Origin of the sequence: Bacteroides sp. AM16-13, assembly GCF_003602705.1 — a bacterium.
Taxonomy (GTDB): domain Bacteria; phylum Bacteroidota; class Bacteroidia; order Bacteroidales; family Bacteroidaceae; genus Bacteroides; species Bacteroides xylanisolvens.
This window is the reverse complement of the sequence record NZ_QTLK01000011.1, coordinates 35410-46888: the sequence shown is the minus strand read 5'-3', so window position 1 is coordinate 46888 and position 11479 is coordinate 35410. Positions and strand designations below refer to the sequence as shown.

At 38.5% G+C, this 11479-nt stretch carries 6 protein-coding genes; 3 read left to right on the top strand and 3 right to left on the bottom strand.

Going from position 1 to position 11479, the window contains the following annotated elements; genetic code table 11:
- Positions 1-59: 59 nt before the first annotated feature.
- The 3 genes from DW173_RS10800 to DW173_RS10790 are packed head-to-tail and all read right to left on the bottom strand — an operon-like array spanning position 60 to position 6948.
- On the bottom strand, positions 60-1670 hold the full coding sequence (locus DW173_RS10800; RefSeq protein ID WP_049701917.1) for a DUF5123 domain-containing protein: 1611 nt from the start codon (positions 1668-1670) through the stop codon (positions 60-62).
- Positions 1671-1702: 32 nt separating this feature from the next.
- Complete coding sequence (locus tag DW173_RS10795) at positions 1703-3700, bottom strand: RagB/SusD family nutrient uptake outer membrane protein (RefSeq protein ID WP_120144441.1); 1998 nt, start codon at positions 3698-3700, stop codon at positions 1703-1705.
- A 26-nt stretch (positions 3701-3726) separates the two neighbouring features.
- Complete coding sequence (locus DW173_RS10790; protein ID WP_120144440.1) at positions 3727-6948, bottom strand: SusC/RagA family TonB-linked outer membrane protein; 3222 nt, start codon at positions 6946-6948, stop codon at positions 3727-3729.
- 297 nt (positions 6949-7245) lie between these two features.
- Between DW173_RS10790 and DW173_RS10785 the strand changes: the two genes are divergently transcribed.
- From DW173_RS10785 to DW173_RS10775, 3 genes are all read left to right on the top strand, one after another.
- Complete coding sequence (locus DW173_RS10785; protein WP_120144439.1) at positions 7246-8886, top strand: pectate lyase; 1641 nt, start codon at positions 7246-7248, stop codon at positions 8884-8886.
- 47 nt (positions 8887-8933) lie between these two features.
- Positions 8934-10511 carry a polysaccharide lyase family 1 protein gene (locus DW173_RS10780; RefSeq protein WP_008642165.1) on the top strand — a complete coding sequence of 526 codons (1578 nt, stop codon included), beginning with the start codon at positions 8934-8936 and terminating at the stop codon, positions 10509-10511.
- Between the two features lie 173 nt (positions 10512-10684).
- Positions 10685-11479 (top strand): LiaF transmembrane domain-containing protein, encoded by a 795-nt coding sequence (locus DW173_RS10775; protein ID WP_120144438.1) that lies wholly within the window; start codon positions 10685-10687, stop codon positions 11477-11479.

The window sequence follows — 11479 nt, the reverse complement described above, 5'->3', positions numbered from 1 at the left end:
CATTTATCTGATAGCCTTTTTTATTCAATATGTCTTTTCTGACATTCTACTCTCTTTTATTATTCTGTCCAGCGAGGGTCACCAATGCTGCTTGGGAATAAGGCATCTATAATTTTGAAGTTTCCTTCTTCCGGATTTTCAAAAACTTCTGTAGATGGCTTATCATATTTGGTTACGTCACCAAGAGTGCTATGGAATGTCATGTCATTGGTACCATAAACTTTCTCGATAGTCAGGCTAAGATTAGCAGCTGCATTTGCATTATGAGCTTTTCTATTGCTTCCACCATTAGCCAAGATTGTATTTTTGATAGCTAAAGACATGCCTAGGGTATTTTTATCTCCCAGTTCTAACATTGCTTTTGAACCTCCCCAGCCGTACATCGTACAATAATCGATGGAGAAAGAAGCAGCATTTCCTGCATAGAAGATGCGTCCTTGTGGTTTTATCAAGGTACTATTAGTTATTTCAGTAACAGGAATTTGGGCAACCGTTGATTCTTTATAAGCAAACATATCTCCGCTACAACCATTGATAATAGATTTGTTTACACTAACTTTATTAATTTGGATGCTTATACCTTCTTTGGCTCTTACTAATGATTTAGAGTTACTAATCGTACAGCTTTCTATTAATAAAGTGTTGATATTGGTTGATATATCATCTGTCATATCTGCACCTTTTTGAAGATTAAAGAAATAATCTCCTTGTGCATCAACATTTAAATTATAGAAACGTACCACATCTTTGTTGCCTAAAGTCAAAATAGTCTTAGTTGTCATTGTTGCCTGTTCAGCTCCGCCACTTGCTCCCCAGAATACGATTGATGTAACAGCTTCAGGTACAATGACAGTTTTACTGAATGTGATTGCTGTAGAATGTGGTACAACTAGAACTACATTTCCACTTTGTGCAGCAAGTACCTCGTTTGGATCATCGGCAGCAGTAAGATATACAGGTGTGTAACCATCCGGGAAGTTTTCTGTAGTTTGGAATGATTTCTCACCTCTTAATATATCTTCACCGTTAACAGTATTGTATATACCGATAGTGTATGTGGTAGAAGCTGCCAGATCTGTAAGTTGATAACTACCTTCTGCATTCATTTCCGCAGAAATTGGAATGTTTGTTACTGCTGAAGTCTCTGGGTTCGTCAGTAAGAAGTGGGTTACGCTCTGATTCTTTTTCCATGTGATAATGGCAGTAGAACCAGTGATGGTTGAGATCTCCTCAATTAATTGTTCTGTCTTGGTCTTAAAGCTTGTATTTTCCGGATATACCCATTTGGAAGGTGAAGCTGTTTCAGAGCATGAACGGATACGAATATAATAACTGGTATTTGCATCCAATCCTTCAATAGTGTACGGAGAGCTTTTTATACTCTTATCCTCTCCGAAGATAACAGATCCTTCCTGATAATTTTCAGCTGTAAGTTCAGAAGTATTCACTTCAATGATATAATAATCAGTATTGATTGTATTATTCCATATAACTTCAGCATCATTGATGCTAGGGCTGACTGCCAGTTTAGTACTACGGAACAGACGATTATAGGCACTATCTGTTTCCCAATCATTTGCCTTCTCACACGATGAAAGCAGTACGGTCAGGGCTATAAAAAGCCCTGATAAAACCGTGTATTTTGTTGATTTGATAAAATTCATGTTCATGAGATCAATTATTGAATGATATTCATAATTTATTAGAAGCTATAAGAGTTCTCTATGTAACCGTTGGCATCCGAGACAGTTTTGGAGCCTATCGGTAATAGATGTCTATTTTTGATTGTAGCATTTAAACCACTGCTGATATCATCTACATACTCAAGATTTAAATCATTGGTTGTTTTACTGGTATCTGCTACTCCCTTCTTCCATTCATAGTTGGTTCCCCAACCGGTAACATATTCATAACCTGCAGTTTTAGCAGCTTCTTTCACTTTATCTGGATCTTCAAGGTCTCTAAGCTCATTAGGAATTTGTTCAGTACGCCAAGTGATACTATTCATATCAATAGAATACGGATCATCTGTCTTCATTTTATAGAAGATGAATTTGGGAGCAGTCTCAATCATAGCTTTGTAGTCTGTTCTGAATTGATCCAGCTTTTCGGAAAGTGTTCCCCAACGTATCAGGTCATATTTGCGAACACATTCACCTGCAAACTCCCATGCACGTTCTTGGTCAAGGGCTTCCATGAAATTGTTTCGGGCAGATGCTTCGATTGCAGTTTTAGCAGCATTTTGAGCAGCAGTGTCAAAGGCACGAATATGTACTTCTGTTAAAGCTTCAAGTGCAGTTTTTGTAGTGGTACCATTGGGATTGCTGCCTTCTAATCCATACAAGTTATACATCACTTCAGCATACATTAATAAAATATCAGAATAACGCATAACTACCCAGTTAATACCTGGAGCCCACTTCTGGTCTGTATTTTGTGCCAGAGAGATGATTGCATCATCCATTTTACGAATGTCCCATTTTGCTACATAGGCACTGAAAGGAGCGTTAGAAAGCAATGTCTCTTTTATCACAGCTTTATTGTCTACTGTCGTTTGTTTTAATTCATAGTAAGCACATGTAATATCTCTACGGCTGTCGTTATTATCAAAAGATAAAATATAAGAAGCTGTGAGTCTGATATTACCACTGCTATTACCTTTTGCGCCATATTTGTTGCTGGCACCATTGATACGAACTCCGGTACTGTAACCCATTTCACCAGATCTACCTAACCCGTGAGCTACCTCATATAGATTTTCATAATATTTGGTATCCAGTGTCCGTTTATTGATTAAATCCCATTGGTTTTCAAAAGATGGATTCAGTTTATGAACTTGTTTGCTTACTACAATATCCAAATGTGCTAATGCACGTTCGTGTAATTTTTGAACTTCAGCTACAGACGGACATTGAGTAGGGAATTGTCCGTCGCTGCAAGTCGGATGATTTCTATAACCTGCTTTTGCCTGTTCGCGAATACTATATCCGGCACGTGATAAAGCGATACGGGCAAATAGACCGTGTGCAAAGCCGGCAGTGGCATGTTCTGTTGTATATCCATCTTCACCTGCCCATGGAAGATAATTGGCAGCCTCGTCCAGATCATCTAACAACTGGTCTAAAATAATATCCCGGTCTGTTTTTGTTGCATACATGTTAGAACCATCAGGTTGAGTCGGCTCAAAGCGCATTGGAACATCTCCGTAATTCTTAACTATATCATAATATACCATTGCACGCATGGTTAATGCTTCTCCTAAATAACGGAGCATTGGTTTACGGGTGGTAGTTCCTTCTGCTAACAAGTCACTATTACGAATACCGTCAATAACGATATTGGCATTCTCAATAATAGCAAAACATCTTTCCCAGTTCGTATCGAGTTTATCCCATCCTTTGCTTAGATAGTAATTTCCTAATCCTCTTTCTGAATTTTGATGAACTTCCGATTGCTTGGTTGCATTTGCCAGTTCAATATCCGTATTATTACCGAAATTGATAGGAATACGGGAACCATAAGTGTGGTCGTATGTCAAATCGGCATATACCTTGTTTAACGCCTGTTCTGTATACACAACGGAGTTAAAAACATTTTCTCCTTTCAACTCCGAAGGGGATGACTGGTCGAGAAAGTCACTGCATGAAAGCAAGCTGAACAATCCGGTTCCTAGTAATACTAATTTTATATAAGTTTTCATATATGTATTTCCTTTCTATTTATGGGTTAGAATGTAACATTAATACCCCCTACAAATGAGCGGCTTTTGGGATATGCAGAATAATCTACGCCCGGAGTCATTGGAGTACTGCGGCGTGTATCTACTTCCGGATCTGCTCCCGAGTATTTTGTGAAACAATACAAGTTGTAACCAGTCACGTAGATACGTACGTTTTGCATAAACATTTTGTTTACGAAAACTTTAGGTAATGTATATCCGATTGAAATGTTATTGACACGCAGGAAAGAACCATCTTCTACTGCCCAGTCAAGTAATGGCATTTCTGTGATTGAACCCGGATTATACATGGAAGCTCCGGCATTTATTTCATTTAAGCGATTAATAGTATAATCAAGCCCATTACTCTTGATATATGAACTTTTCAGCATGTTTTCTCCTGTTGACGGATCAATCCAGGAATAACGTTTAGCTAATGTAAAGTTATCATTTAAATTCCATCCTTTTTTAGTATCATTGTAGTAACTTGAACCTAACTTGGTTGCATTCACAATCTTGTTACCAAGAGAGTAATTGAAGAAGGCTGATAAATCAAAGTTCTTGTAACGCATGTTTATACCGAAACCACCGGTAACAGTTGGAACTGTATTTCCTAGACGTTTCTTCGTAAATTTACCATCTTCATCAGCTTTCAGTTTTAGTGAGCCCGGACCAAAATTGTTATATTTAATCAGTTCTGTCGGATCAGTGAGATTCTCGTTAAGTATCCACTTGCTGCCGTCCCATGAAAAATCGTCAGTAGTATAGAAGCCATCCAATTCATATCCATATACTTCTCCCAGACGTCCTCCTTCTTCAATGAAGAAGTCGTTTTGTCCGGCAGGTTTGCCTCCCCAGTTACTACTTTGCCAGGTTTGTCCTCCGGCTAACTTATCAATTTTGGCTCTATTATAAGAAATGTTGAAGTTGGCATTTAAACCAAAATCTTTAGTATCTACTATGACTGCGTCTAATGCTAATTCTATACCTTTATTTGATGTCTGTCCAAAGTTCTTATATTGGGTAGAAAAACCAGTGCTTGAAGGTATTGTTGCATTCATCAACAAGTCTTTAGTTGTATTCCAGTATGCATCAATACTACCGGATAAACGGTTGTTCCAGAATCCGAAGTCAATACCTAAGTTACGGGTAAGTGTTGTTTCCCATTTTAGGTCAGGATTAGAAAGATTAGAAGCATGTTGTAATACAACAGCACTTGTTTCATTGAAATAAATGTTCTTATCACTTGTCTCTGCTAATGAGAAAGTAGAATTAATGGCACCCGATTTAATACGGTTATTACCAGCTGTACCTACACTTAAACGAAGTTTTAGGTTGGATAACCATTCTTTGCTTCTTTCCATCCATGCTTCGTCAGATATTCTCCATGCTAAAGCTAATGACGGGAAATATCCCCATTGGTTTCCTTTTGAGAATTTGCTGGAGCCGTCGGCACGCATTGTGAAAGTCATCAGATACTTGTCTTGTATCGTATAGTTGACACGTCCGAAGAACGATAATAGATTATCTTTGAAACCAATATAAGTAGAGGTAGGCAATGCCGTTCCGTTACTCATACCGGAAAGGACATCACTGATAGTCATATATTTGGAAAAAGCAACAGAAGTATTAATCGTTTCATGATCGTAACTACTTGAAACTTCATGTCCTAACATAACATTTAATTTGTGAGTGTTATTCAAGAACTTAATATCATACGTTACTGTATTTGCATTACGCCAGTTTTTATTAACGACCTTATTTAACAGAGCTTGTGGCTGTCCATAATAGCCATATTTAGAATTACTTGTAGCTTCCACTCCCCATACTTGGTCAGTATTGTTATATCTCCATCCATAACCAAACTCACTTCTGAATGTTAATCCTTTGATTGGTTTCCAGTTAAGTCCTACGTTATAGTTTTGTTGCAAGCGGGTTTGTTTCTTGTAAGTTGCATTTAAACGTTCCAGTGGGTTATATTGTGCATTGTTCACATTTTCATCATCATCGCTGTCTGAACTTGTTGTATTGATTTCTTCTACCGGTTTGTAGATGACGGAACGTGATATTAGTGAATTGGCTGCACTTGATTCGTTTGCATCTGCTCCACCACTGATACCATCAATCGTTTGGTAACTAAAACGGGCATTAAAGTCCATTGTTAACCATTTGTTGATATTGGTATTAAGTTTGGCATTAATATTCTCTTTTGAGAAACCTGAACCAAGCATGATACTTTTTTCTTCGTTATGGGCATAACTAACACTGAATTTGGTATCTTTATTACCTCCACTCACACTCACATTGTATTGCTGTTGATTTCCTGTACGACCAAAAATCTCATCCTGGTAGTCGGTGCCTTTCATAGATTTGTAAATATCCAAATCATCAAACATACCATATTTCATCCCTTCCTGGTCTATTTCCTGTTGCCATAACACATATTCGTAAGGGTTCAGTACATCTACCATTTTAGTAACTTTACGAACACCGAACGAAGCCCCCAAATTTACCTGAATCTTACCTTCTTGACCGGATTTAGTAGTAATGATGATAACACCGTTTGCACCACGGGCACCATAAATAGCAGTAGAAGAAGCATCTTTCAATACATCTACCGATTGAATATCTGTTGGAGCAATATCAGAGATACTTGATACGGGAAATCCGTCTACAATATAAAGCGGTGAATTATCTTGAGATAGAGAACCGCCACCACGTACGCGGATTTTTACGTCTGCATCAGGAGAACCTTCAGTCGTTGTGATAGATACACCAGCCATTTTTCCCTGTAATGCTTCTGATGCAGAAGATACCGGAATGGCAGCTATCTGTTTGGCACTAACGGAAGATACGGAACCAGTCAGATCCTTTTTTGCAACGGTTCCGTAACCAATTACCACAACTTCGTCCAATGCTTGTGTATCATCGGAAAGAGTGACATTAATTTGACTTTGTCCTTTTACAGCAATATCCTGAGTTTTCATTCCGATATAAGAAATTGTAAGGGTTGCTTTTGAAGGAACCTTGATAGAATAGTTACCATCTAAATCAGTAATTGTACCATTGGTAGTATTACCTTTCTCTACTACAGAAGCTCCGATGATCGGTTCTCCTGTTGTGTCTTTCACATTACCTTTTACGGTAATTGTTTGCGCTGATACGCCAAGCGATATCGCTGCAAATAGCATTAGCAGCCAACTGCGCATGTTTTTCACTTTGTTAGACATTCTTTGCATGTTTATTAATTAATGGTTATTGTTTTGATTCTGTACTCACATTTAGAGTTAATTCCTCGGTACAAAAGTATATGAATGTGAATATAGATATGTGCAATATTTGTTTTTCACCTAGTATTTTTTGTTTTTTAATAGCCGGCAGGCATTTTTAGAATAGTTTTAAAACAAAAAATACACATGCTAGCTTGAAAAGCCTTGTTTTATCGATTTTAATGATTTGGAAAAACAAAATTTGAACAAGACTTTTCTTTATCCTGTCTACTTTTGTCCTCATTAATCTAATAATGTATGAAAATGGATATAATTCTAAGTAAATGGTGTTTGGCCATTTTGTTTGCTTTTGGAATTCTGGCGTGTACTGATGGTAGTGACGCAAATGAATTGCCTAAAGAACCTGAAGGGACTGGAGAAACTCAAGATGAAAAGATACCAGCTTTTCCTGGGGCAGAAGGACATGGACGCTACACAACCGGTGGGCGTGGTGGCGATGTATATATTGTTACTTCATTGGAGGACAAGTTACAGAACGGAACTTTACGTTATGGTATTGAGAAACTAAGCGGAAAACGTACAATTATTTTCCAGGTATCCGGAACTATTCATTTAAATGGTGATTTAAAGATTAAGAATGGAGATTTGACCATTGCAGGCCAGACGGCTCCGGGGGATGGTATTTGTTTGGCTGGTTATCCGGTTTTCTTGGAAGCAGACAATGTTATTGTCCGTTTTATGCGTTTTCGAATGGGAAATAAAGAAGATGTCAGTGCAGACGGAGCCGACGCCTTTGGCGGCCGGTATCATAAAAATATAATGATTGATCATTGTTCTATGAGTTGGTGTACTGACGAGTGTGTTTCTTTCTATCAAAATGAGAATTTTACACTGCAATGGTGTCTTATTTCTGAAAGTCTGCGTTTAGGTGGGCATACAAAAGGTCCTCATGGCTATGGTGGTATATGGGGAGGTATGAAAGCTTCTTTTCACCATAATCTATTGGCACATCATGATAGCCGTAATCCTCGTCTAGGTCCTGGAGTTAATTCGACAAAAGAGAATGAAATTGTTGATATGCGTAATAATGTCATTTATAACTGGTGTGGAAACTCTTGTTATGGTGGAGAAGCCATGCATGTAAATATTGTGAATAATTTTTATAAGCCGGGGCCTGCCACTCCTACTGGCACTTCTAAACGTGGACGTATTATCGCCATTGACAAAAAAGTGAGTGATTCAGATAAGAAATCATATCCGGCCATTTTTGACACTTGGGGAGATTTCTTTATCCAAGGAAATGTGGTGGATGATGGGCAAATTAATGGTGCGGCTGATTACGATCGTTGTATGAAGGCTACAAAGGATAACTGGGAGTACGGAGTTTATAATCAGTTTGATAAAAAGTATGGAACGTTGGATGAAGGTACAAAAAAAGCTCTTAAACGTACCACTCCTGTAGAAACAGGTACTGTTACCACTCATGATGCTCGTACGGCTTTTGAGCGTGTTATGGATTATGCAGGTTGTTCTTTGCACAGGGATAGAGTGGATGAACGTATTGTTCAGGAGACTCGTACCGGGACTGCGAACTATCAGGGAATGAACGAGCACAATGGTCAGGGAGTTGTTGAAGGTATTGATTGGAAAAGCGTGGGGTATCCAAAGAAAGGTATCATTGATAGTCAGGATGATGTGATTCCTGTTGGAGAATCTTCAGCATGGCCTGAATTGGTACAAGGTGTTATTCTGAAGGATTCGGATAATGATGGTATGCCTGATGAATGGGAAAAAAAGTATGGTTTGAATCCGAATGATGCTTCTGACCGAAATGGTAAAACAGTAGATGAGGAAGGAACATATACAAATCTGGAGATGTATATGAATAGCTTGGTACAAAAGATTGTTGAGGAACAGAATAAAGGAGGAGTACAATAAATAAATTTGGTGTATTTTTGTATTATTCCATAAATAAAAATATGAATATGAATTTGATCTTTCGTTGTCTAACCGTTTTATTAACTCTGATCGGAAATGAGGCTGTTTTTGCCTTTTCTGGTATTGGTAACACTCTTGATTTTGGAGAGTTGGCTGCTTTTCCCGGAGCAGAAGGATATGGACGTATGACTACAGGCGGACGTGGAGGTGAAGTGTATATTGTTACTTCTTTAGCAGATGATGGGATGCCTGGCACTTTACGTTATGGTATAGAAAAGTTGGATGGTCCTCGTACTATCATTTTTCAAGTGTCCGGTACAATATTTCTGCATAAAGACCTAAAAATACGGAAAGGGAATTTGACCATTGCGGGACAAACTGCACCGGGAAACGGTATATGCATAGCGGGTTATCCGGTGACAAATTATGCTAGTAATGTAATTCTCCGTTTTTTACGTTTCCGTATGGGTAATAAAGAATGTGTGCATCCTGACGGTGCAGATGCTTTAGGAGGAAAAGGGGCAAGGAATGTGATTATAGACCATTGCTCTATCAGCTGGTGTACAGATGAATGTGCCTCTTTTTATGAAAATGATGATTTTACTATGCAGTGGTGCATTATTTCTGAAAGTCTTAGATTAGGTGGACATACCAAAGGTCCTCATGGATATGGAGGAATTTGGGGAGGTGAACACTCTTCTTATCATCATAATTTATTAGCCCATCATGATAGCCGGAATCCCCGTTTCGGATTAGGAGCTAAGGTACGTAAGAATGGAGAATGTGATGGTGATTATGTCGATTTTCGCAATAATGTGATCTATAATTGGGGTATGAACAGTTCGTATGGTGGTGAAAGGATGAATATTAATATAGTGAACAATTATTATAAACCTGGTCCTGCAACGGTGACAGGCTCTAAACGTGGACGGATTTTTGCTATAGATGCAACAGAAAATAGGAATGGGGGGTATCTGTGGGGAAAGTATTATATCGATGGTAACGTTGTAGATGGAGGGGCAGATGATAAAAACAGCCAAAAGGCTACAGCTAATAATTGGGAATATGGAGTTTACAATCAATTTTCGAATAATTATAAGAAAGTAGTTACGCAAAAAACTAAAGACTCGATTCGATTGGACAAACCTCATGAATTTGCATCGGTAACGACACATTCTGCTTTCAATGCTTATAAACAAGTGTTGGATTATGCGGGGTGTTCATTACACCGAGATGATGTGGATGCACGTATTGTGAAGGAAACACGTACGAGAACAGCTGGATATAAAGGTTTGAATATTCATAATGGAGAAGGAGGTATTTGGAAAAGTGAAGGATATCCGAAACCAGGATTGATAGATAGTCAGGATGATTTGCTCTCGTTAAATACTTCGGAAAATGTTTCCGCATGGCCAGTTCTTTTACAGAGAAGTACCTTGATTGATTCTGATAATGATGGTATGCCTGATGCATGGGAGAGAAAATTCGGATTAAATCCTCATGATGCTTCTGATGGCAATGGAAAAACGATAGATAAATATGGCCAGTATACAAATCTGGAAATGTATATGAATAGTTTGGTGCATGACATTATTGAAAAACAAAATAGCGGTGGAAAAAAGTAATCTGCAAACATCGTATTAAGAATTATCTTTATCAGGTAAGATACTTTATAGTCAGTTTCACCGGTTTTTATCCGGCATTCATCGGAATTTATACCGGAAATCAACAGAAAAGGCTGTAGAAGCAGTGAGAAATGATGTATCTTTGAACCATTAATCAATTAGTAATAGAGACAATGGAAGAGAAACAAAAATTTCCCACTGCTACAGGCTTTTCCGGTAAAACACTGATAGCTTCGCTTTTTATCCTTTCCGGGATTCTGCTGTTTGCCCGTAATATGGGATGGATTACATCTGAAGTCTTCGATATGATCGTATCCTGGCATTCACTCCTTATTATATTAGGTATATATTCTATAATTCGCCGCCATTTCATCGGTGGAATCATCCTTTTGTTGATAGGTGTGTATTTTTTGATTGGAGGGCTTTCATGGTTGCCTGAAAATTCGCAGGCAATGGTATGGCCTATCGCTCTGATAACAGCAGGTGTCTTATTCTTTTTTAAATCCGGCAAGAACAGGCGGGGGCACTGGGCGCACCATCATGCCATGCAGCACCGTCAGAAGTGGATGAAGATGCATCAGGGACAACCCGGCATGAACTTTGAAAGTGAACAACAGCAGTCAGAGTCAGTAGATGGTTTTCTGCGTGCCGAAAATGTTTGGGGAGCTGCCCGTCACGTGGTGCTTGACGAATTGTTTAAAGGAGCTGTCATTCGCACATCTTTCGGAGGAACGACGATTGATTTGCGCCATACCCATATTGCACCCGGAGAAACATACATAGATTTGGATTGCAGTTGGGGAGGAGTTGAGATATATGTCCCTTCTGACTGGAAAGTCGTGTTTAAATGCAATGCTTTCTTTGGAGGATGTGATGATAAACGTTGGCAGAATGGAAATATAAATAAGGAGAGTGTATTAGTAATTCGGGGAACACTTTCTTTCGGAGGCTTGGAGGTTAAAGACTAG

Coding starts and splice junctions, on each gene's coding strand:
- DW173_RS10800 (WP_049701917.1), bottom strand. CDS start 1,670: ATGAACATGAATTTTATCAAATCAACAAAATACACGGTTTTATCAGGG.
- DW173_RS10795 (WP_120144441.1), bottom strand. CDS start 3,700: ATGAAAACTTATATAAAATTAGTATTACTAGGAACCGGATTGTTCAGC.
- DW173_RS10790 (WP_120144440.1), bottom strand. CDS start 6,948: ATGTCTAACAAAGTGAAAAACATGCGCAGTTGGCTGCTAATGCTATTT.
- DW173_RS10785 (WP_120144439.1), top strand. CDS start 7,246: ATGAAAATGGATATAATTCTAAGTAAATGGTGTTTGGCCATTTTGTTT.
- DW173_RS10780 (WP_008642165.1), top strand. CDS start 8,934: ATGAATTTGATCTTTCGTTGTCTAACCGTTTTATTAACTCTGATCGGA.
- DW173_RS10775 (WP_120144438.1), top strand. CDS start 10,685: ATGGAAGAGAAACAAAAATTTCCCACTGCTACAGGCTTTTCCGGTAAA.